At 54.5% G+C, this 20223-nt stretch carries 21 protein-coding genes; 9 read left to right on the forward strand and 12 right to left on the reverse strand.

Annotated elements, in window-relative coordinates; genetic code table 11:
- Positions 1-99: 99 nt before the first annotated feature.
- Entirely contained in the window at positions 100-1503 is a 1404-nt protein-coding gene (fumC, locus tag OGY35_RS19840) for a class II fumarate hydratase (protein ID WP_286633207.1), read from the forward strand.
- On the opposite strand, the gene tus is transcribed toward fumC, so the two are convergent.
- Together tus and rstB are read right to left on the reverse strand one after the other, a co-directional pair.
- Entirely contained in the window at positions 1500-2429 is a 930-nt protein-coding gene (gene tus, locus OGY35_RS19845) for a DNA replication terminus site-binding protein (RefSeq protein WP_286633208.1), read from the reverse strand. The two genes, fumC and tus, sit on opposite strands and share 4 nt — an antisense overlap.
- Positions 2430-2502: 73 nt before the next feature.
- On the reverse strand, positions 2503-3804 hold the full coding sequence (gene rstB, locus OGY35_RS19850; protein ID WP_286633209.1) for a two-component system sensor histidine kinase RstB: 1302 nt from the start codon (positions 3802-3804) through the stop codon (positions 2503-2505).
- 213 nt (positions 3805-4017) lie between these two features.
- On the opposite strand from rstB, the gene OGY35_RS19855 reads away from it, so the two are divergent.
- Entirely contained in the window at positions 4018-4647 is a 630-nt protein-coding gene (locus OGY35_RS19855; protein WP_286633210.1) for a hypothetical protein, read from the forward strand.
- 18 nt (positions 4648-4665) lie between these two features.
- Here OGY35_RS19855 and rstA read toward each other — a convergent pair whose 3' ends face one another.
- Entirely contained in the window at positions 4666-5400 is a 735-nt protein-coding gene (rstA, locus tag OGY35_RS19860) for a two-component system response regulator RstA (protein WP_286633211.1), read from the reverse strand.
- 127 nt (positions 5401-5527) lie between these two features.
- On the opposite strand from rstA, the gene OGY35_RS19865 reads away from it, so the two are divergent.
- Entirely contained in the window at positions 5528-5863 is a 336-nt protein-coding gene (locus OGY35_RS19865; RefSeq protein WP_286633212.1) for a GlpM family protein, read from the forward strand.
- Here OGY35_RS19865 and folM read toward each other — a convergent pair.
- The 3 genes from folM to ydgH form a co-directional block, all read right to left on the reverse strand.
- On the reverse strand, positions 5860-6582 hold the full coding sequence (gene folM / locus OGY35_RS19870) for a dihydromonapterin reductase (protein WP_286633213.1): 723 nt from the start codon (positions 6580-6582) through the stop codon (positions 5860-5862). The two genes, OGY35_RS19865 and folM, sit on opposite strands and share 4 nt — an antisense overlap.
- Positions 6583-6640: 58 nt before the next feature.
- Positions 6641-8023 (reverse strand): amino acid permease, encoded by a 1383-nt coding sequence (locus OGY35_RS19875; RefSeq protein WP_152404799.1) that lies wholly within the window; start codon positions 8021-8023, stop codon positions 6641-6643.
- 186 nt (positions 8024-8209) lie between these two features.
- Positions 8210-9154: a DUF1471 family protein YdgH gene (gene ydgH, locus OGY35_RS19880; protein WP_152404798.1), complete on the reverse strand. Its 945-nt coding sequence runs from the start codon at positions 9152-9154 to the stop codon at positions 8210-8212.
- A 526-nt stretch (positions 9155-9680) separates the two neighbouring features.
- Here ydgH and pntA point away from each other — a divergent pair.
- Positions 9681-11210, forward strand: a complete 1530-nt coding sequence (gene pntA / locus OGY35_RS19890; protein WP_152404797.1) for a Re/Si-specific NAD(P)(+) transhydrogenase subunit alpha — start codon at positions 9681-9683, stop codon at positions 11208-11210.
- A gap of 10 nt (positions 11211-11220) precedes the next feature.
- Positions 11221-12609, forward strand: coding sequence for a Re/Si-specific NAD(P)(+) transhydrogenase subunit beta (gene pntB, locus OGY35_RS19895; protein ID WP_046480558.1), 1389 nt, complete (start codon positions 11221-11223; stop codon positions 12607-12609).
- A gap of 48 nt (positions 12610-12657) precedes the next feature.
- On the opposite strand, the gene OGY35_RS19900 is transcribed toward pntB, so the two are convergent.
- Complete coding sequence (locus tag OGY35_RS19900) at positions 12658-13692, reverse strand: AI-2E family transporter (RefSeq protein WP_286633214.1); 1035 nt, start codon at positions 13690-13692, stop codon at positions 12658-12660.
- Positions 13693-13828: 136 nt separating this feature from the next.
- Between OGY35_RS19900 and OGY35_RS24610 the strand changes: the two genes are divergently transcribed.
- From OGY35_RS24610 to mdtI, 3 genes are all read left to right on the forward strand, one after another.
- Positions 13829-13999: a protein YdgV gene (locus OGY35_RS24610; protein ID WP_080949895.1), complete on the forward strand. Its 171-nt coding sequence runs from the start codon at positions 13829-13831 to the stop codon at positions 13997-13999.
- Positions 14000-14109: 110 nt separating this feature from the next.
- Entirely contained in the window at positions 14110-14472 is a 363-nt protein-coding gene (mdtJ, locus tag OGY35_RS19905) for a multidrug/spermidine efflux SMR transporter subunit MdtJ (protein ID WP_152404795.1), read from the forward strand.
- Complete coding sequence (gene mdtI / locus OGY35_RS19910; protein WP_152404794.1) at positions 14459-14788, forward strand: multidrug/spermidine efflux SMR transporter subunit MdtI; 330 nt, start codon at positions 14459-14461, stop codon at positions 14786-14788. The genes mdtJ and mdtI overlap by 14 nt, the downstream gene beginning before the upstream one ends.
- A 39-nt stretch (positions 14789-14827) precedes the next feature.
- On the opposite strand, the gene OGY35_RS19915 is transcribed toward mdtI, so the two are convergent.
- From OGY35_RS19915 to OGY35_RS19930, 4 genes are all read right to left on the reverse strand, one after another.
- Positions 14828-15649, reverse strand: a complete 822-nt coding sequence (locus OGY35_RS19915; RefSeq protein ID WP_286633215.1) for a trypsin-like serine peptidase — start codon at positions 15647-15649, stop codon at positions 14828-14830.
- Between the two features lie 101 nt (positions 15650-15750).
- Entirely contained in the window at positions 15751-15834 is an 84-nt protein-coding gene (gene ydgU / locus OGY35_RS19920) for a small membrane protein YdgU (RefSeq protein WP_099434124.1), read from the reverse strand.
- A 94-nt stretch (positions 15835-15928) separates the two neighbouring features.
- On the reverse strand, positions 15929-16255 hold the full coding sequence (gene asr, locus OGY35_RS19925) for an acid resistance repetitive basic protein Asr (protein ID WP_152406333.1): 327 nt from the start codon (positions 16253-16255) through the stop codon (positions 15929-15931).
- 149 nt (positions 16256-16404) lie between these two features.
- On the reverse strand, positions 16405-17892 hold the full coding sequence (locus OGY35_RS19930; protein ID WP_286633216.1) for a carboxypeptidase M32: 1488 nt from the start codon (positions 17890-17892) through the stop codon (positions 16405-16407).
- 329 nt (positions 17893-18221) lie between these two features.
- On the opposite strand from OGY35_RS19930, the gene OGY35_RS19935 reads away from it, so the two are divergent.
- Positions 18222-19553, forward strand: coding sequence for an MFS transporter (locus OGY35_RS19935; protein ID WP_178824256.1), 1332 nt, complete (start codon positions 18222-18224; stop codon positions 19551-19553).
- On the opposite strand, the gene OGY35_RS19940 is transcribed toward OGY35_RS19935, so the two are convergent.
- Positions 19525-20217: an IclR family transcriptional regulator gene (locus OGY35_RS19940; protein ID WP_286633217.1), complete on the reverse strand. Its 693-nt coding sequence runs from the start codon at positions 20215-20217 to the stop codon at positions 19525-19527. The genes OGY35_RS19935 and OGY35_RS19940 overlap by 29 nt on opposite strands.
- Between the last annotated feature and the right edge of the window lie 6 nt (positions 20218-20223).

The raw sequence follows: 20223 nt of genomic DNA on the forward strand, positions 1-20223 counted from the left end.
ACCAAACGGTGGTGCTGTCATCGTTGATACTCATAAGACCGCAAGCAAGTGGGCAATGTCGAACATAACCTAATCAATTCATTATCTAAGGAGCAGGTCATGGTAACGGTACGCAGCGAGAAAGATTCGATGGGCGCGATTGATGTCCCGGCAGATAAGCTGTGGGGAGCGCAAACCCAGCGTTCGCTTGAGCATTTTCGTATCTCTACCGAGAAAATGCCCGTCTCGCTGATCCACGCGCTGGCGCTCACCAAGCGCGCAGCGGCAAAGGTTAACGAAGATTTAGGGCTGCTGGACGCCGAAAAAGCCGCCGCAATTATGCAGGCTGCCGATGAGGTGCTGGCAGATAAACACGCCCAGGAGTTTCCTCTGGCTATCTGGCAGACCGGGTCAGGTACGCAAAGCAACATGAACATGAACGAGGTGCTGGCAAACCGGGCCAGTGAACTGCTTGGCGGCGTTCGCGGCATGGAGCGCAAAGTCCATCCTAATGATGATGTCAACAAGAGCCAGAGTTCAAACGACGTCTTTCCGACGGCGATGCATGTCGCTGCGCTGCTGGCGCTACGCAGCCATCTTATTCCGCAGTTGCAGGTATTAACAAAAACGCTGAACGAAAAATCACACGCCTTCGCAGATATTGTCAAAATTGGCCGTACTCATCTCCAGGACGCCACGCCGCTGACGCTGGGGCAGGAGATTTCCGGTTGGGTGGCGATGTTAGAACATAATCTGCGGCACATCGAAAACAGCCTGCCACACGTGGCGGAACTGGCGCTGGGCGGTACAGCCGTTGGCACCGGGCTGAATGCGCATCCGGAGTATGCCCGCCGCGTTGCCGACGAACTGGCGGCAATTACCCACGCTCCCTTTGTCACGGCACCGAACAAGTTCGAAGCGCTGGCAACCTGCGATGCGTTGGTTCACGCCCACGGCGCGCTGAAAGGGCTGGCGGCGTCGCTAATGAAAATCGCCAACGACGTGCGCTGGCTGGCATCGGGGCCGCGATGCGGCATTGGCGAAATTGCGATCCCGGAAAATGAACCGGGTAGCTCGATAATGCCAGGCAAGGTCAACCCGACCCAGTGCGAGGCGCTGACGATGCTGTGCTGTCAGGTGATGGGGAACGATGTGGCGATCAACATCGGGGGAGCGTCAGGCAATTTCGAACTGAACGTCTTCCGTCCGATGGTGATTCACAACTTCCTGCAATCGGTGCGTCTGCTGGCGGATGGTATGGAGAGCTTCAACGCGCATTGTGCGGTCGGTATTGAGCCAAATCGCGAGCGGATTAATCAGTTGCTCAATGAATCGCTGATGCTGGTCACCGCGCTGAATACCCATATTGGCTACGACAAAGCGGCGGAAATCGCCAAGAAAGCGCATAAAGAGGGGCTGACGCTGAAAGCGGCGGCTCTGGCGCTGGGCTATCTCACCGAAGCGGAGTTCGACAGCTGGGTGCGGCCAGAGCAGATGGTCGGCAGCATGAAACCGGGTCGTTAATCTGCCACATACAGGTGCAGTCGCGGAATGATTAGATGCAGCGGTTGCGCCTGCGGTTTAAATCGATGCTGTACGTTTTCGGCGTCGTAGTTCAGTAGCTCGCCAATATCCGGCATGCCTGCACCGTTTTCCGTATTGATTAACGCGATAAGCGGCGTCGGGCAGGCATGCTGTACCTGCTTTTGTTCGCCTTTGTACCAGACTCTGGCAATGGGTTGAACCTTCACCGGACGCTTAATTTTCAGTTTTGCCTGCTGCGGCAGGGCGGCGATGTCCTGATACTCGCGCTCAAGCTTTGCCTGCCACTCTTCGCGCGTCCAGGGATGCACGCTGCGCGGGGTATTCAGACTCTTTTCCAGTTGCGCCAGGACCTCATCGCGCGTCAGATTCTTGATGATATGCTTGTTCGCCCAGCCAAAGCGCAGTGTCGCCGGATCGTTTATCACCGTCAGCGTCCGGTAGGCATTAAGCGTAATCAACCCCGGCAGATGGCGATGGACCCATTCAAAGCGCGCGGCGGACGGCAAACCGGACTCGACGGTGACAATATGCTCAAAAGTGGTTTTCAACTGATTGATACGCAGCACCTGGTTTTCCAGCGCGGCCTGGCCGGCACCGTCAACCTGATAGCACAGCACACCCGGCAGACGCACCGCCGCTTTACTGCTGCGGGTTTCGGACTGCTGCTGAATAAACAGGTGACGATAATGCGCCAGCGCCAGCGTTTCGGCCTCTTTGCCAAGATGCTGCTTCACCGCAATGGTATCCAGCGGGGAGTGCTCGGCCTCTTTGGTCACTTCCGGTAGCGAAAAGACGCGGGCAATCATCAGCTGATGTTGTCCGAGCGTTTGTGTCAGTTCTGCCAGCGCCTGCTCCATCAGGCGAAACGTGGTATTCAGTCTGTCGACGAGATCGTAACGGGTCATTGCACACCTCATTAGTTACAACATACTCAATTTATAGCAGGTTATTTCGCCTGCGACTACGGTGCGGGTGGCGTCAGCCAGCGGTTAATTCGGAAAGTGTGTGCCGGATCGGCCAACAAAAGCTGAAGCGGGCACCGCCCAGTTCACTTTCCCCACAACTGACCGTGCCACCCATCGCCTGAGCGATGGAGTAGACGATAGCCAGACCCAGACCGCAACCGCCAGTGGCACGATCCCGACTCGGATCCAGGCGAACAAAAGGCTCGAAAACGTTCTCTCTGGCTTCCGGGGCAATGCCTGGACCGTCATCTTCAACGACCAGCGTGGCGAAACGATCGCTAAGTTGCAGGCTTATCTGCACCGTGGACTGGCAATAGCGCAGCGCGTTGTTTAACAGATTATCCAGCACCCGTTCCATGAGTCGCATATCCAGCGCACCGTAATCGCCGTTGACGAGGTGTGAAACCTGAAGCGTTCGCTCAGGATTCACGCTCTGTACATCGTCAATGTGCGCCGTGAGCCAGTTTGGGAGGTCCGGTTCGCTCAAATGCAGTTCATTCTGCGGTCTGTCGAGCCGGGCGTAGGTTAACAGTTCCTCAATCAAGGCTTCGAGTTGCCCGATATCGCGATTAAGCGCCAGCGACTCCTGCTCACTGAGGTTTTCACTCATCTCCAGCCGGTAGCGAAGTCGAACCAACGGGGTACGCAGTTCATGGGCAATCCCGTCGATCAGCTGTTTTTTACTGGCGATCAGCGCATTGATATTGTCCGCCATCTGGTTAAAGGCAATGCCCAGGCGTTCAAAGCTGGAACTGCTGTCAAAATTCAGTCGTTCGCTGAGATGACCGGTGCCGAACCGCTGAGCGGCAGCTTCCAGTCGCAGCATTTCCTGCCAGTGAGGACGCATCCAGATAAACACCGGAAAGGCCAGTGAAATGGCGATAAACGCCATTAGCGCGATATCCAGCAGGCGCATCTGATGGAGAAAATAGAGATAGGGAATGGGGCCAACGGCCAGTACATAGTGACTGCGCGGAATACGCTGAATGAAGGTGTACTGATCGTCGAGTGCAATGATGTCACCTTCACGCAGACGCTGCATACTTGGGGCATCCAGCGTGAATTTCGTCAGTGGCTCAACGCGCAGGTCAAAAGAGAGATTAAGGTCCATCTCTTTGAGCGTTTTACCCCAGTCGCGCGGGGGGATCTCGCGCAATTCGCTGCGCATCAGATAGAGCGAGCTTTTCATCAAATCATCGAGCGACTGCCTGCCGGCCCGTTCCGCGGTGAATTTATAAACCAGTCCGACCAGCAGGGTCATCACCAGAAAGCAGACAAACAGCAGGAGATAAAACTGCACGAACAGTTTCTTCATTAAAAATCACCGAATGTTCAATGTTGTGTCTGATGCAAACGGATTGCAGGCACGTTGCTCTGTTGTCCTGGTCGTCATCATGCGCATCCCGCCAGGCAGTGTACACTGTCCTGTCCTGCGTGAAAATTTTGTGATGAAGAGGGAAACCTCTTTCCTGGCTAAAGTATATGGTGTCGTAATAACAGGAATGGATCTTTTCAAGGGAGAGAACAAATGCTGGTGCGTAATACGCTGACGGAAGCCTTACCATTACGTACGCGGGCAGGGGCCGTGGGCCTGGTGTTGAGTCTGGAAGGCGCGCGTTATTATATTTTTCATAGTCGCCAGACCCGCGATCAGGTTGCCAGCTCCGTTCTGCAAAGGAGGCTGGAACTGCATCATGACTTGCTGCACCGAGGACACGAAGACCCTCCGCCTTACGATAGCGCACAAGGCCAACTGCGCTACCGAGAACTGATTGGTTTCGCGAGGAATATGGCAGCGAGAACCGCTATGGATCCCGAGGGGCGACATGCGGAAGAAGCAATGATTGAACACTGGGATGAAGTATTGCGGGATTTCGCGAACCATCGACATCGTCTTCCCCGGCGCGCCGACGTCTTTCTTACCTATTGCCCCTGTCAGGTGACCAATCGCGATCCCAGTCCTGCACGTCAACTGGGACGCATTCATTATCCACTGTCCTGCCACGAAAAATTACGTCGGTTCTGTACAACAGAAAACCGTTCGCACATGCACTGGACGGTTTACTATGAGCATCTGTTTCAAACGGTCCCCGGGCTGGATATTCATTATGGCAATCTCCGGATCCTGAGACTGCCTCCCCATATCGTCATGCCGTAACGGGCGAACGGCGTCGTCTTACTGGCCTTGTACTTCATCCCAGGCGTGCGGGGCAAACAGATAGCCCTTGTTACGTACGGTTTTAATACGATAGGGTTCTGCCGCGTTATCAAGCAGTTTCTTACGTAGGCGCGAGATGGCGACGTCCACGCTGCGATCCATACCGTCGTAGCTTACGCCTCGTAGATTTTTCAGCAGCGCATCGCGGTCCATAATCTGTCCGGCATGGGTGGCGAGTTCCCATAACAGTTCGAAATCGGCGGTGGACAGTATGACCTGCTCACCGCTGAGCAATACGACACGGTTGATGGGGTCGATGGACAGGGAACCAAAGCGCAGGGTTTTATGCGGCGTGACGGTGGCAGGCTGAAACCCTTTGCTATGGCCAGATTGATCGCTCTGACGCAGGTGCAGCCGCAGGCGGGCCAGCAGCACCGCTGGCGGTGTGGTCTTCAGAATGTAGTCGCAGGCGCCCATTTCCAGCGCCAGGATGTGGTTCATGTCGCTGTCAAGCGAAGTGAGCAGGACGACGGGACCCTGCCATTGCCCCTGCAGGTCACGACAAAGGGTCATGCCGTCTTTGCCGGGGAGCATAATATCCAGCAGCACCAGGTCCGGTTGAACCTCTAATATCCGCGCTTCCGCCAGATCGCCACGCGGTTCGACGACCACCTCGAAGTCATGTTTTGCCAGATAGGCCGCAATGAGCGCACCGACCTCAGGATCGTCTTCAACAAATACAATCGTGTTCATCGTCTTGATTGCCGATCAGAAAACGTCAACATACACCGCCGGGGCGTTGCCTTCCATTAATCTTTCCTAAACGGGGACGCTTCCGTTATGCTGGTTGCCGATGTTATTGATGTGTAAAGGCAAGGTAATGGGACTCGTGATTAAAGCCGCGCTGGGTGCGCTGGTAGTGGTGTTGATTGGGTTGTTGGCAAAAACGAAGAATTACTACATCGCAGGGTTAATCCCGCTGTTCCCGACATTCGCGCTGATTGCACATTACATCGTGGCCAGCGAACGGGGTATTGACGCGCTGCGAACGACCATCGTGTTCAGCATGTGGTCAATTATTCCCTATTTTGTCTATCTCGCTTCGCTGTGGTACTTCACCGGTTTTCTGAAGCTGCCGGTGGCGCTGGGCGGGGCGGTGATCTGCTGGTGCCTGAGCGCCTGGCTGCTGATCTTTTGCTGGGTCAAACTTCACTAACGCAGGTGACGACCACCGTCCACGGCGAAACTGCGGCCGGTCACAAAGCAGCTGGTCAGCAGATAATCGATTAAATCAATTACCTCTTTTTCGCCCGGAGCCGTTTTCATCAGCGATTTGTTCAGTGCCTGCTGACGGTACTCGGCATCGTCAGCTTCGTTAAACAGAATCAACGAAGGGGCGATAGCGTTAACCTTCACCTCTGGCGCGAGCTTACGGGCGAATGATCGGGTCATATTATCCAGCGCCGCCTTACTGGCCGCATAGGCGATATGCTTGTCGCTGCCTTTCTCCACAACGTAATCGGTAAAGTGAATGATGTCACCGGCGGCGTGCCCGTGCCCGCACAGCATGCCTTCCAGCGCATGATTAAGCAGATAGGGGGCATTAACATGGATTTGCATCATACAGGCCAGTACATCAGAGAGCGGCGTTCCGGGTTTCTCTGCCATCCATGCGCTGGCGTTGTGCACGATGGCGCGCAGGCCGCTGGTACACGCTTTAACGTTATCGGCAAAGGCCAGAATGCCTTCATCGGTAGAGAAATCGGCCTGAATGCACAGGGCTCCTGCCTCGGTCAGCCCATCAATGGCCGGATAATGCGTGCGGTAGCTGACGATCACCGGCTGTTTCTGATTGAGAAAGTGCCAGGCAATGGCGAGACCGATGCGGCGACCTCCACCGGTCACTAAAATGGGCAGAGGATGTTGGGTTCCCATCGAAAAACTCCTTATGCGCCTGCGAATCAGGCAATTAGCGTCAAACGATGGGATGCGTTTACCCCACCAGCAACCAGGTCGCCGGTACGGCGGCAACCAGTAACAGACCTATCAGAACCATCTCCTGACGATTCAGAACGTTATCATGCGTATGCGTCTTGCGTGCATACAGGAACACCAGCAGACCCGGCGCATACAGCACTACCGAGAGCAGCAGGTGCATTGGCCCGGAGGCATACAATAACCATAAGCCATAAATGCACGCACCGACACCTACCGCCTGGTGAAGCGGGCGGGTGGCAATTTTCAGCAGAAAGGCACCGACGAGGAAATAAGGCACCAGAATCATCTCTGAGGCGATGGTCAGCAGCGTGTTGTAATCTGAACCGGTAAGCCAGATAAGCACCAGGCAGACCTGGACGCAGAGGTTGGTGAGCCACAGCGAAGCCGATGGCGCCCCTTGTGCATTCTGACGGGCGAAAATCCGCGGAAAGGCTTTATGCGTTGAGGCGAGAAACGGCACTTCCGCCGCCATAATCGTCCAACTCAGATACGCTCCGCAGACAGAGACAATCAGGCCCGCCGCAATGATAATCTCACCCCACGGTCCCATCATTTTGACCATCAGACCGGCCATTGACGGGTTACGGATTTCCGCCAGTTCAGGACGGGCAACCACGCCAAGTGAGAGCAGGGTAACCAGCAGATAAACGGCAAGTGCAGAGAGTACCGCTAACAGCGTGGCGCGACCCACATCGTGCTTATTACGCGCCCGCGCCGAGACCACCACCGCGCCTTCCACACCGATGAACACCCATAAGGTGATGAGCATCGTGTTCTTAACCTGTTCCCAGACCGGGACTCCCAGCGCGAGGCCGGTAAAATCGAGGCTGAAGACCTCCAGTTTAAACGCCATAAAGGCCAGCACGATAAACAGTCCGAGCGGCAACAATTTTGCCAGCGTCGCCACCAGATTAATGCTGGCCGCCGTTTGTACGCCGCGCAGTACCAGAAAGTGCACCACCCACAGCAGAACCGAAGCGCCAACGATCGCCTGCCAGGTGTTCCCGTCGCCAAACAGACGCAGCGCGGGCGTGTCGGTAAAGAAGCTGAGGGCAGAGAAGACAATGACGAGGTAGGAGACGTTGGCAATCACCGCGCATAACCAGTAGCCCCAGGCAGAGCAGAAACCGATCAGCTCCCCGAATCCTTCACGAGCATAGGTGAAGATGCCGCCATCCAGTTCGGGACGGATACGGGTCAGAATCAACATGGCAAACGCCAGCAGCAATATCCCGGCTCCGGTGATCGCCCAGCCGATGAGTAGTGCCGACGGACTGGCAACCGCGGCCATGTTCTGCGGCAGACTGAAAACACCTGCGCCAAGCATTGAGCTTAAAACCAGCGCGGTGAGTGCGCTCAGTCCCAGTTTCTTTTCCATGGTTATCCCGTGGTAAAAACGAACGATGAAGAATAATTATTGTGGCAAAACGCATAAAAATGGTGAAAGCCACTAAGGCGCGGGATTTTACGGAGAGAAGAGACTGCATGCAATGATCAGAGAAAAATTTGTGACTAATAAAACGAAAGGCGGCATAAAGCCGCCTTATTTTGCTACCGGAGATCGTTATTTATACAGATCGGCGCTGATGGTCATGTTGTTACCACGTTCCTGCCACTGGCGAGTAATGTGGTAATACTTGGCCCCTTGCTTCGCCGCACGTTTGGCGACCTGATAAGAGACTTCGGTCATGCTGCTGTAGTTGCCGGTGAACTTGATGCTGTCGAACGGCACCATCATAGCCGCCGTGGCTTTGTTCAGCTCTTCGACTTTCGTGCCATCTGGAAGGGTGACAGTGTAACGTCCACCTTTAGTGGATTGCGTTTCGAAGAAGCGGCCCACGTCAGAGCTCGGGGATGCGGTAGTGGCTACGCCCGGGATTTCGACGTTCTTCGCCGCCTCGCCGCCAGCAGCGAGCGCTGCGCGACCAGCATCGGAGTCTGCCGGGATCGCGTCAGGGCTCTGCACCACGCGTTTCTTCGCATCTTCTTTATAGATAAAGGCGGTGATACGCTGGTTGCCACCCTGGTTCGCATCAATCTGACGTACGATATAGAAGGAGTAAGCTCCTTTTTCACGTGCGGCTTTAGTGATGGCGTCATTCACTTCCGGCTGGCTGCGGTAGAAACCCTGTACCGTGACGGTATCAAACGGTTCCAGCATGACGGCTTCAGACTTCGGTAATTCAACCACGCCATTGATCACGCGGTTTTTGCTGGCTTCCGCTTTTTCGGCGTCGGCTTTGTAGAAGTCTGCAACAACACGCCAGTTACCACTGTTGCCAAAATCAGATGTATCAACGACATAAAATGAGGCAGCGCCTTCTTTATCTGCGCGGCGGTTAACGGCCTTCACCGCGTCGCCAATCGCATTAAAACGGCCTGTGACCGTGACACGGTCGTAAGGTTTCAGTGCTGCCGCTTGCTCCGGCGTCAATTCTGTTGCTGCGTTTACGGAAAAAGCCGTCGCAGAAAGAAGTGCGGACGCCAGGAGAGTGTTCTTAAGCTTCATAAAAATAATCCTTCGCCTTGCGCAAACCAGGTACTGGTATTGTTATTGACTAGAAACGTGGCTGATTATTGCATTTAAACCCGGTGACTGTCTGCGTCATTTTTCAATCAGCATGGCAGATGACGTCACAAGGTCGATAACAAATTATGATATGTCGAAAAAATGGTCATTTCACAGTAAAAACTGATGAACGTGCTGAATTTTATAAGTTAATTTAATGTTAATTAGTTGATCTGCCGTGGCGCTTAATCATGTTTTGCCGCTTCGTCTGAGCGATTTATTGGCCTTTCTCAAGGAATTGAAGGTCATTATCCCGGACAGAGGGCTGAATCGTTCCTGTTTTGCTGATAATCCGACAAATACTGTTTTTTGGCGCTAGATCACAGGCGCTATTTTCAGTACGTTATAGAGAGTTTGTTACTGTTTTATTTTTCCGGGGTAACCTATACCTCCTGCGTGAAATTGCTTACGCGATTCCACGATCACTGACAAACCATCATCAAAAATACCGATGGAAGGGAACATTATGCGAATTGGCATACCAAAAGAACGGTTTACCAATGAAACCCGCGTAGCAGCGACGCCAAAAACGGTTGAGCAACTGCTGAAGCTGGGTTTCACCGTCGCGGTAGAGAGCGGCGCGGGTGGACTGGCGAGTTTTGACGATAAAGCTTTTGTAGAAGCGGGCGCGGAAATTGTCGATAGCAGCGCTGTCTGGCAATCAGAGATCATTCTGAAGGTCAACGCACCGGAAGATGAGGAAATTCCGTTACTCAATCCGGGCACCACGCTGGTCAGCTTCATCTGGCCTGCGCAGAATCCAGAGTTAATGCAAAAGCTCGCCGAGCGTAATGTGACGGTGATGGCAATGGATAGCGTACCGCGTATTTCACGTGCGCAGTCGCTGGATGCATTGAGCTCCATGGCAAACATTGCCGGTTATCGGGCGATCGTGGAAGCGGCGCACGAGTTCGGCCGTTTCTTTACCGGGCAAATTACCGCAGCGGGCAAAGTCCCTCCTGCCAAAGTGATGGTGATTGGCGCCGGTGTTGCCGGTCTGGCTGCCATTGGTGCGGCGAACAGCCTGGGCGCGATTGTACGTGCCTTTGACACCCGTCCGGAAGTGAAAGAACAGGTCCAGAGTATGGGCGCTGAATTCCTCGAACTGGATTTCAAAGAGGAAGCAGGCAGCGGCGACGGCTACGCCAAAGTGATGTCTGAAGCGTTTATCAAAGCGGAAATGGCGCTGTTTGCCGCGCAGGCAAAAGAGGTCGACATTATTGTCACCACTGCGCTGATCCCCGGCAAACCAGCACCGAAACTGATCACCCGTGAAATGGTTGACTCCATGAAAGCGGGCAGCGTGATTGTCGATCTGGCCGCGCAAAACGGTGGCAACTGTGAATACACGGTCGCCAATCAGGTCACGACCACGGCAAATGGCGTCAAAGTGATCGGCTATACCGACTTGCCAGGGCGTCTGCCGACGCAGTCTTCCCAACTGTACGGCACTAACCTTGTTAATCTGCTCAAACTGCTGTGCAAAGAGAAAGACGGTAATATCACCGTTGATTTCGACGACGTGGTCGTGCGCGGCGTAACGGTGGTGCGTGACGGTGAAATTACCTGGCCTGCGCCGCCGATTCAGGTGTCTGCACAACCGCAGGCCGCCGCGAAAGCCGCGCCGGCAGCAAAAGAACCGGCAAAACCCACATCGCCGTGGCGTAAATATGCGCTGATGGCGCTGGCGATCATTCTGTTCGGCTGGCTGGCTGATGTCGCGCCAAAAGAGTTCCTCGGGCACTTTACGGTATTCGCCCTGTCCTGCGTGGTGGGTTATTACGTGGTCTGGAACGTCTCTCATGCTCTGCATACGCCGCTGATGTCCGTGACCAACGCCATTTCAGGGATCATCGTGGTTGGCGCGCTATTGCAGATTGGCCAGGGTGGCTGGGTTAGCTTCCTGAGCTTCATCGCGGTACTGATTGCCAGCATCAATATTTTCGGTGGCTTCACCGTGACTCAGCGCATGCTGAAAATGTTCCGGAAAAACTAAGGGGTAACACATGTCTGGAGGATTAGTTACAGCTGCATACATTGTTGCCGCGATCCTGTTTATTTTCAGCCTGGCGGGACTTTCAAAGCATGAAACGTCTCAGCAGGGTAACAACTTTGGTATCGCCGGGATGGCGATTGCGCTGATTGCCACGATTTTTGGCCCGGATACCGGCAACGTTGCCTGGATCCTGGTGGCAATGATCATCGGCGGCGCGATTGGTATTCGTCTGGCGAAGAAAGTCGAAATGACGGAAATGCCGGAGCTGGTGGCGATTCTGCACAGCTTCGTCGGTCTGGCTGCGGTACTGGTCGGCTTTAACAGCTATCTGTATCACGAAGCGGGCCTCGAGCCGATTCTGGTCAATATTCACCTGACCGAAGTGTTCCTTGGCATCTTCATCGGTGCGGTGACCTTCACCGGCTCAGTGGTGGCGTTTGGTAAACTGCGCGGCAAGATCTCGTCTAAACCGCTGATGCTGCCGAACCGCCATAAAATGAACCTCGCGGCGCTGGTGGTTTCTTTCCTGCTGCTGGTGGTTTTTGTGCGTACCGAAAGCGTTGGCCTGCAGGTTCTGGCGCTGCTGGTGATGACTATCATCGCGCTGGCGTTTGGCTGGCACCTGGTGGCCTCCATCGGCGGGGCGGATATGCCGGTCGTGGTCTCCATGCTGAACTCCTATTCCGGTTGGGCGGCGGCGGCGGCAGGCTTCATGCTGAGCAACGACCTGCTGATCGTGACCGGTGCGCTGGTCGGTTCTTCCGGTGCGATTCTGTCTTACATCATGTGTAAGGCGATGAACCGCTCGTTCATCAGCGTCATTGCGGGGGGCTTCGGGACCGATGGTACGGCGTCCAGCGGTGATGAAGAAGTGGGTGAACACCGTGAGATCAGTGCGGAAGATACTGCCGATATGCTGAAAAACTCGCATACGGTGATCATCACCCCGGGCTATGGCATGGCGGTGGCGCAGGCACAGTATCCGGTTGCGGAAATTACCGAGAAACTGCGCGCGCGTGGCATCAAAGTGCGTTTCGGCATCCACCCGGTTGCCGGGCGTTTGCCGGGCCATATGAACGTACTGCTGGCGGAAGCGAAAGTGCCTTACGACATCGTGCTGGAAATGGACGAGATCAACGATGATTTCGCCGATACCGACACCGTGCTGGTTATTGGCGCGAACGACACGGTGAACCCGGCGGCGCAGGACGATCCGAACAGTCCTATTGCCGGTATGCCGGTACTGGAAGTGTGGAAAGCGCAGAACGTTATCGTCTTTAAACGTTCGATGAATACCGGTTATGCCGGTGTGCAGAACCCGCTGTTCTTTAAAGAGAACACCCATATGCTGTTTGGCGATGCCAAGGCCAGCGTGGATGCGATTCTGAAAGCGCTGTAATCGGTTGTTCGTTCAAAACGGCCTCTGCGGAGGCCGTTTTTACGTCAGTTATGTGTTGTTCGCGTCGCCTAACAGAATGGCGATACTTTGCCCGCCAACGGATTGTTCCAGCGCAATCTTGACGATAATGGTCAATGGTACTGAAAGCAGCATCCCGACCGGTCCCAGCAGCCATCCCCAAAAGATCAACGACAGAAACACCACCAGCGTAGAGAGCCCCAGACCGCGTCCCATGATGCGTGGCTCAAGGATATTACCGAACACCAGGTTGATAATCAGATAGCCAGCAAGTACCACCAGCGCGTCGTACAGGCCGCCAAACGCCAGTACCTGAATGATAGGGGGGATTGCAGCCAGCACCGAGCCTATGTTCGGAATGTAGTTCAGCGCAAAGGCCAGAAGCCCCCAGATGAAGGCGAAACGGACATCCAGCGCTGCCAGCATCCCCCAGACCACCAGACCCGTGACGAGACTGATGGCCGTTTTCAGCACCAGATAGTGTGACACGCTGTCGATGGCGCGCTGAATGGCCGCCATCCCCTCAACCGGGCGGACCATAATCTGCTGGAATTTAGTGGGAAGCTGCGGCACTTCCAGCAGCATGAAGACCACCGTCAGCAGCAGTAAAAATATCGACGACATGGCATTGGTTAACTGCGTCAGCAAATTGGTGATAAGCGTCATGGCCGCGTTGGGATCGATGTACTTCACCATCTCATCCACGGAGACGCCGATGCCTAAGCGAACCAGCCAGGGCTCCAGATTTTTCAGGGGAATGACCAGTGACGAACGATACTGGGGCAGGGTGCGTGCCAGTTCGTTGAGGGACGTTCCAAGGTAGGCCAGCAGCAGGACCATCGCCATAACGATGATGATAACCAGCAGGGAGATCGCCAGCACGCGTGGAACGCGCAGTTTCACCATCCGCTGTACCAGTGGGCTAAGGACAACGGCAATAAATAAGGCCAGAATAAAGGGAACAATAATATCCGCCGCAAAGCGGATACCGGTAAGAATGATCACCAGCATTCCCAGCATAATGACTATCTTGAGACCGTTCAGCGTGATGATGGGTTTTGCCATGGGGTGTCCTGTATTTTTCTGATTGCCGCGTATAATAATGTGATTCCTGTCGAGGTGTCCTGGAAAAAATCAAACGATTCGGGTAAAGAAGTGAAAAGGTTTTGAGTTAATTCCTGGCCTATGATACAAATCAGGCGTGTTCAACTACCGAGGACAATTATCATCCGCGATGACGAGAAGCAACACTGCGGATAATTGTAATATTATGGACAATATGTTCAGGACGTTTTTTTCTACACAGACTCTTCTTCGCACTTCCTCCTCTTTCTTGCTTGCAGGTGAGCAGCACTGGCGCAACGCGCTGTAGTCCCTTCTTCTGTTCGAGCTGACGCCATGCGTCTGGCTAACTGATTTTATTTTCTGGTTTGCCGCTTTGTGCAAGCCCAAAGGATTATATTCTCAAGCAGGAGAAGCACCATGTTTTACTGGATTTTATTAGGCCTGGCGATTGCCGCCGAAATTACCGGCACACTGTCGATGAAATGGGCAAGCGTGAGCGATGGCAACAGCGGATTTATTTTAATGCTGGTGATGATCGCGACCTCGTATATTTTTCTCTCTTTCGCCGTTAAAAAAATCGCCCTCGGCGTAGCTTACGCCCTGTGGGAAGGTATCGGTATTTTATTTATTACGCTGTTTAGCGTGCTGTTATTTGATGAGTCGCTGTCGGCCATGAAAATTGCCGGTCTGGCGACGCTGGTACTGGGAATTGTGTTGATCAAGTCTGGTACCCGCAAGTCGCGTCAGAGTGCGAAAGAGGTGACGCATGCAACAGTTTGAGTGGGTTCACGCTGCGTGGTTGGGAGGGGCGATCGTTCTGGAAATTATCGCCAACGTCTTTTTAAAATTCTCTGACGGCTTTCGGCGCAAATGGTACGGCATCCTCTCGCTGGTCGCGGTACTCGCCGCGTTCAGCGCGCTGTCTCAGGCGGTAAAAGGCATTGATCTGTCCGTTGCCTATGCGCTGTGGGGTGGGTTTGGTATCGCCGCGACGCTGGCCGCCGGATGGATACTGTTTGGTCAGCGCCTGAATCATAAGGGCTGGATTGGCGTTGTTCTGCTGCTGGCCGGAATGGTGATGATTAAACTTGCCTGATGTTCCGCTGCCCGCTTCCTGCGGGCAGCACGATGAGCCTTATTGTTCCCCGGCCAGTGCATCCAGTTTTTCACGAAAACCGGTCACCGAGATAGCCCGGTTGTCTGCGCGCCAGCGATCTTTTGCCGCCGGGGCAGAACTCTGAACGCCGATTAACTGCCATCCCGCCTCGGTTTTCAACATCAGCGGCGAACCGCTGTCGCCCGGCAGGGTGTCACACTGATGGGACAACACCGAATTCTGCGCCCAGCCGGTGACAATGCAATCCTGATGAGAATAGAGCGTATCAAGATGGTCTTCCGGATATCCCGACTGTGTGACCTTGCGCCCGGCATCCTTGAGTGCGGCGGTCAGTGCGGCTTTATCCCCTTCAAAGAGCGGCAACGGCGTGATGCCGGAAGGCGGATAGCGCAGGACGACCAGACCAAAATCCCACGGCGCGGCAGCCGGCGGCACAATCCAGCCATCGCCATCGGGCTTCAGTCGTTTTCCCAGACCGGGATCGACGCGTCCTTCAATTCCGTGGATTTCATAACGCCAGAGACCTTTTTTAGCGACAAAACGCAGGACCACGGCTTTATCCTGTTTCCCTTTAGGTGGGGTTAATAAGCAATGTCCGGCGGTAAGCGCCAGATGCGGGGAGATCAGCGTCGCAGTACACAAGTTACCGCTGGCGGTTTCCAGTTGTCCGATAGCATCCCACGGCGATTGCGTAGGATCGCTTACCGGCGCGCGATCGTCCTGACCAAAAAATAACGTTTTGACTTCACTGGTCTCGCTATCCGCGTCAGGCTTATCCGCATGCGCAATACCCGATGAAAAGCACAACGACCCCAGTAATACAGCAACGGTTTTACGCATATCACACTCTGTGTGGGTAATTATGATTATTAAAAGAAAACCCTCAGTAAATACTATAGACGTAACGGCGGGAAAGTGAGAGCAAAATCAGAGTACTACGATCAGGAAAGATAAAAGCGGGCAGCAATGAGTGCACATAAAATAAGCGTGATAAGGATGAACTCAAAGCGATAACGGCGCACCATGTTACCCTCCGAAAAAGACGGCGCTAAACCGGGAAAGCGTTCAGCGCCGTTAAGTAATGGCGCGAGGGGGCGCGCCAGTTTACAGATTCAGGACTTAAGCTGCCGGTTGAGCGGCAGGCTTAGCAGCCGGTTGCTTGGTGTGTTTCTTGGCGTGCTTTTTAGCGGCTTGCGCTTTTTGTTCTGGCGCTTTCTGTTCAGTCGTGGCTTTGGCTTTTTTTGGGTGTTTTTTAGCGGCCTGCGCTTTTTGCTCTGGCGCTTTCTGGGTGGTCGCTTTGTGATGTTTTTTGTGGTGCATGGTTTTTGCCGGAGCCGCTTTTGCGACAGGTGCGGCAGCCGGTGCAGTTGTCGTAGTGTCAGCAGCAAATGCGGCAGAAGACAGACCCATAGCAGCGGCAACAACCAGAGCTAATACTTTTTTCATTCTCATACCCTCGATTTGGTTTTTCATTCAACCCCACTGCGGGGCCGTTGAAATAACTATATCGCTGGATTATGTGTGCTTCCGTGAGTCATTGGTTTCGGCGTGTAACGATATGTACAATGCCGGGCGCAACGGCCCGGCAAGGCGGTTTACAGATAGCGAGATTCAAGGTGGGTGCGGAAATGGCGGCTGTTGAGCGTTTCTCCGGTGGCCTGGGTGATCAACTGCTCCGTAGTAAAGCGGCTGCCGTGTTGCCAGATGTTCTGTCGCAGCCAGTCAAACAGCGCGCTGAAATCACCGCCAGCAATTTGTTGGTTGAGACCCGGCAACGCGCGGTTCGCGGCGCTGAACAACTGCGCGGCGTACATCGCGCCCAACGTGTAAGAAGGGAAGTAACCAAACCCGCCGTCGGTCCAGTGAATATCCTGCATACAGCCGTCGCGATAATTCCCTTTTGTCGACAGTCCCAGCCATGCCTGCATTTTTTCGTCCCACAGCGCCGGAATATCTTCCACCTCGATGTCGCCATTGATTAACGCTCGCTCAATCTCATAGCGCAGAATGACGTGCGCCGGGTAGCTGACTTCATCCGCATCCACGCGGATAAAACCGGGTTTAACCCGCTGGTTCCAGGCGATGAAGTTTTGCTCTTCAAAGGCAGCCTGAGAGCCAAAATGACGCTTTACGGCGGGTAGCAGTCGCCGTAAAAACGCATTGCTGCGGCCCACCTGCATTTCAAAAAACAGACTCTGGGATTCGTGGATCGCGGTGGAACGGGCTAGCGCTACCGGCTGACCCAGCCAGTTACGCGGCAGGTTTTGCTCATAGCGGGCGTGTCCGGTTTCGTGGATAACGCCAAACAGGGCGCTGAGTAACTCGTTTTCGTCATAGCGCGTCGTGATACGCACATCTTCCGGCACGCCGCCGCAGAACGGATGAGCGCTAATATCCAGGCGACCGGCATTGAAATCGAAACCGAGTACAGACATCGTCTCCAGCCCCAGTTCTCGCTGAACGGCAGTCGGGAAAGGGCCAACGGGGGCAACCAGCGACTGCTGTGACTGCCGGACAACCACGCGGTTGAGGAGATCCGGCAGCCACGATTTGAGATCGGCAAACAGTCCGTCCAGTTGTGCACTGGTCATTTCTGGCTCATAAATATCCAGCAGCGCGTCATACGGCGAGCCGCCTTTGACCTGCGCACGCAGCCTGGCCTCCTCGCGACTCAGTTTCACCACCTCTCGCAAATTCGCCGAAAATCCCTGCCAGTCGTTGGCGGGACGCTGACTGCGCCAGGCGTGCTCGCAGCGACTTCCAGCGAGCGATTTAGCCTCCACCAGCGACTCAGGTAACAATGCGGCCTGGGTATGCAGCCGCGTCATTTCCCGCAGATTGGCCTGTTCCACATCATTGAGATCCTCCTGGGCGGCAGCGGCAAGCCATTGCGCCACTTTCGGTTCGGTCAGAATTTGATGTTCCAGCACGCTCAGCTCAGCCAGCGCTTCACCGCGCGCCGCGCTGCCGCCTGGCGGCATCATGGCGAACATATCCCAACTGGCGATGGCGGAAAGGTGAGAGAAGCGGGACAGCCGCAGGAAGGTACGTGCAATTTGTTGATAATATTTATTTTCATGCATGATTCTTGTTCTCGTTCGGTTGGGAATGTTTCAGGGAGTTTACCGTGACTCCTGCACGATACATGCATCCATCTTAGTCATTTTGTTAAAGAAAGCTGACGCAACCCGGGTATATTTCTCAGGAGGAGACAATATTGCCACGGTTGAGTCACTGTGGATTGAGACTTTACTTCATTCGGCCTATGCCCTGAGTTGATGGGTTGGATCCCGATCACACTTCTTCATATCGCACTTTGCATCCCGGTGTGTGTTTCTATAAAAGAAACAATAACGGTGAGGAGAAATACGCCTCGTATTTGTTAAAACATAAAAAAAATGAGAATACCCTTATGTCAGAACAACCGATAACAGACCCTGCCACTCGTTCGACCGGGCGGGTACGCTTCTTTGTGCTGGGTTTAGTATTTATTAATATCATTATCAACTACATGGACCGAACTAACCTTTCAGTAGCGGCAACCCAAATGTCGGGCGAGATGCAGTTCACTCCACTGCAAATGGGTCTGATTTTTTCGGCGTTTGGCTGGATCTATGCAGCGCTACAGATCCCCGGCGGCTTTCTGATTGACCGTCTCGGCTCTCGCCTGGTGTACGGTCTGGGCTTGTTTCTCTGGTCGCTGATTACGGCATTGCATGCCGTTGCTAACAGTTTTGGCGCACTGGTGGGTTTGCGTCTGGGCGTCGGCGCGTTTGAAGCGCCGGTGATGCCATCAAATAACCGTGTAATCTCAAGTTGGTTTCCTGAGCAGGAGCGCGCTACCGCAATCGGTATCTATTCCTCGGCGCAGTTTGTCGGCATGGCGCTGATGACCCCAGTGCTGTTCCATATTCAGGAGATCTTCGGCTGGCGTGGACTGTTTTTGATTACGGGCGTAGTGGGGATGTTCTGGGGAGTGTTGTGGTACTGCGTGTATCGCGACCCACTGGATCACAAAACAGTATCCCGTGCTGAACTGGATCACCTGCATCGGGGCGGGGCGGTTATGGAGAGTCGCGAAAGCGCCGCGAAACGTCCGTTCAGTTGGCAGGATCTGGGCCTGATGTTCAAAAGTCGTAAGCTTATCGGCATCTATTTCGGCCAGTTCACCATCTCTGCCACTTTCTGGTTCTTTCTGACCTGGTTCCCGACCTATCTGGTGCAGTATCGCCATATGGATTTTATTAAGTCCGGCTACGTCGCTTCAGTTCCTTACCTGGCCGCTTTCGTCGGCGTGCTGCTGGCGGGATTTGTTTCCGACCGCCTGATCCGCCGGGGGGTCTCCACCAGTTTCGCCCGTAAAGCGCCGGTGATCCTGGGCATGGCTCTGACGCTGTTCATCCTTGGGGCTAACTACACCGAAAACCCGACGTTGATCATCGTGTTTATGTCTATTGCCTTCTTCGGTAATGGCCTGGCAACTATCACCTGGGTGTTTGTCACCGCGCTGGCGCCGCGTCATCTGATCGGCCTCGCGGGCGGAGTTTTTAACTTTACTGGCGCACTCTCCTCCATCGTGGTGCCCATTGCTATCGGCGCGCTGATTGATGGGCACAACTTCGCGCCAGCGCTGGGCTTTATTGCCGTGCTGGCTTGTCTTGGGATCTGCTCTTATCTCTTCGTGGTTGGCAGGATAGACCTCGACGGCGAGAAAACTATGCCGTCAGTTGGTCGCAAAGTGTGATGAGTTCGGCTAGTCGGGACGTCGTCTGTTCCGGTGTGGCGTCATACATTCCAGCAAAGGCCAGCGCGGCCTTGTGCGAGCCGAACTGAATCGGCTGGGAAAGAGAGAGTTCGCCGTCATCGTGCTGCCAGACCACGTGACCTTGCTGGCGCTGCTGCTGAAGGAATGGCGCGATGCGAGACATCTCATCGGCACTGAAACGTTGGGCCAGCACCTCGTCGCTCTCGGCTGCCAGTAGCGCCATACCGATGACCGACTGACAGGCAGGCATCATGTGAAAACCCGCCAGCGCCTGGCTGATATGGCTGCCAGGGCGGGAGTGGAAGATATAGATAACCTGGTCCTCCCACAGGACACCCATCGCCACCACAATATCTTTCGGGGCGTAGGTTTCCAGCAGCGGAAGGGCTTTTGAAAACAGCGTTGAACCGCGGATTGCCTGCGCGGCCAGCGCGTGGATACCGGGGCCAGGCAGGTAGCGACGCTGCTCATCCTGCGTGGTCAAACCGATGGCCGCCATGGTCATCAGCAGTCGGTTAACGCGGGTGGGGTTGATATCCATCAGGCGCGCCAGTTCGCGACAACCGATAGCCCGATCGCTGGACACCAGATATTGCAGGCAGCGAATACCGTCGATAAGGCTTTGATTAGGTTGAGACGACATAGCGGG

Source organism: Citrobacter sp. Ct235, assembly GCF_030332305.1.
Lineage (GTDB): Bacteria > Pseudomonadota > Gammaproteobacteria > Enterobacterales > Enterobacteriaceae > Citrobacter_A > Citrobacter_A telavivensis.

What these genes read in the sequence shown, in the direction of transcription:
- fumC (WP_286633207.1), top strand. Translation starts at nt 100, where the DNA reads ATGGTAACGGTACGCAGCGAGAAAGATTCGATGGGCGCGATTGATGTC.
- tus (WP_286633208.1), bottom strand. Translation starts at nt 2,429, where the DNA reads ATGACCCGTTACGATCTCGTCGACAGACTGAATACCACGTTTCGCCTG.
- rstB (WP_286633209.1), bottom strand. Translation starts at nt 3,804, where the DNA reads ATGAAGAAACTGTTCGTGCAGTTTTATCTCCTGCTGTTTGTCTGCTTT.
- OGY35_RS19855 (WP_286633210.1), top strand. Translation starts at nt 4,018, where the DNA reads ATGCTGGTGCGTAATACGCTGACGGAAGCCTTACCATTACGTACGCGG.
- rstA (WP_286633211.1), bottom strand. Translation starts at nt 5,400, where the DNA reads ATGAACACGATTGTATTTGTTGAAGACGATCCTGAGGTCGGTGCGCTC.
- OGY35_RS19865 (WP_286633212.1), top strand. Translation starts at nt 5,528, where the DNA reads ATGGGACTCGTGATTAAAGCCGCGCTGGGTGCGCTGGTAGTGGTGTTG.
- folM (WP_286633213.1), bottom strand. Translation starts at nt 6,582, where the DNA reads ATGGGAACCCAACATCCTCTGCCCATTTTAGTGACCGGTGGAGGTCGC.
- OGY35_RS19875 (WP_152404799.1), bottom strand. Translation starts at nt 8,023, where the DNA reads ATGGAAAAGAAACTGGGACTGAGCGCACTCACCGCGCTGGTTTTAAGC.
- ydgH (WP_152404798.1), bottom strand. Translation starts at nt 9,154, where the DNA reads ATGAAGCTTAAGAACACTCTCCTGGCGTCCGCACTTCTTTCTGCGACG.
- pntA (WP_152404797.1), top strand. Translation starts at nt 9,681, where the DNA reads ATGCGAATTGGCATACCAAAAGAACGGTTTACCAATGAAACCCGCGTA.
- pntB (WP_046480558.1), top strand. Translation starts at nt 11,221, where the DNA reads ATGTCTGGAGGATTAGTTACAGCTGCATACATTGTTGCCGCGATCCTG.
- OGY35_RS19900 (WP_286633214.1), bottom strand. Translation starts at nt 13,692, where the DNA reads ATGGCAAAACCCATCATCACGCTGAACGGTCTCAAGATAGTCATTATG.
- mdtJ (WP_152404795.1), top strand. Translation starts at nt 14,110, where the DNA reads ATGTTTTACTGGATTTTATTAGGCCTGGCGATTGCCGCCGAAATTACC.
- mdtI (WP_152404794.1), top strand. Translation starts at nt 14,459, where the DNA reads ATGCAACAGTTTGAGTGGGTTCACGCTGCGTGGTTGGGAGGGGCGATC.
- OGY35_RS19915 (WP_286633215.1), bottom strand. Translation starts at nt 15,649, where the DNA reads ATGCGTAAAACCGTTGCTGTATTACTGGGGTCGTTGTGCTTTTCATCG.
- ydgU (WP_099434124.1), bottom strand. Translation starts at nt 15,834, where the DNA reads ATGGTGCGCCGTTATCGCTTTGAGTTCATCCTTATCACGCTTATTTTA.
- asr (WP_152406333.1), bottom strand. Translation starts at nt 16,255, where the DNA reads ATGAAAAAAGTATTAGCTCTGGTTGTTGCCGCTGCTATGGGTCTGTCT.
- OGY35_RS19930 (WP_286633216.1), bottom strand. Translation starts at nt 17,892, where the DNA reads ATGCATGAAAATAAATATTATCAACAAATTGCACGTACCTTCCTGCGG.
- OGY35_RS19935 (WP_178824256.1), top strand. Translation starts at nt 18,222, where the DNA reads ATGTCAGAACAACCGATAACAGACCCTGCCACTCGTTCGACCGGGCGG.
- OGY35_RS19940 (WP_286633217.1), bottom strand. Translation starts at nt 20,217, where the DNA reads ATGTCGTCTCAACCTAATCAAAGCCTTATCGACGGTATTCGCTGCCTG.